Origin of the sequence: Tsukamurella sputi, assembly GCF_007858445.1 — a bacterium.
GTDB classification, from domain to species: Bacteria; Actinomycetota; Actinomycetes; order Mycobacteriales; family Mycobacteriaceae; genus Tsukamurella; species Tsukamurella sputi.
This window is the reverse complement of record NZ_VIGV01000245.1, coordinates 1-508: the sequence shown is the minus strand read 5'-3', so window position 1 is coordinate 508 and position 508 is coordinate 1. Positions and strand designations below refer to the sequence as shown.

General features: G+C 41.1%; 1 protein-coding gene. It reads left to right on the top strand.

Annotated elements, in window-relative coordinates; all coding sequences use genetic code 11:
* The coding region (locus tag FK268_RS26300; protein ID WP_146437930.1) for an adenylate kinase family protein at window positions 1-300 on the top strand (300 nt) is incomplete at its 5' end.
* Window positions 301-508 lie beyond the last annotated feature (208 nt).

Genomic DNA, 508 nt, shown 5'->3' with positions numbered 1-508 from the left:
CCTCGCAACATCAATCAGGCAGAGCAACTTGATAAACTTCTCGATGAGATCAATATGCCGATCGATAAGGTGATCTACTTTGATGTTCCTTTTGAAGTGATCAAAGAGCGTCTTAAAGCACGTGGTCGTTCTGATGATACCGAAGAGACGATTCTTAAACGCCGCAAAGTCTTTGAAGAGGAGACTTTCCCATTAGTCGACTACTTTATCCTTCAAGGCAAGCTTAAAACCATCAATGGTTATGGTGATGTTAATGAGATCTCTCAAGAGATCTTTAAAGTGCTTGATCCATCACTCTAAGCGTCATATCTCTATCTCTTTACTATGCATAAGAGACTGACTTAGCGCGGTAATCCCCTCAGTCAGCTCTTAATAGAAGGGAATAAGATTGTAATAAGGCTACAAGCATCGCTTCGTAGCCTTTTATATCTCTCAAGGTTACATATGAAACGAAATATCTACTGGATCTTAGCGACGGTTCTCTTTATCGCCGTCTTCGCCTACTTCG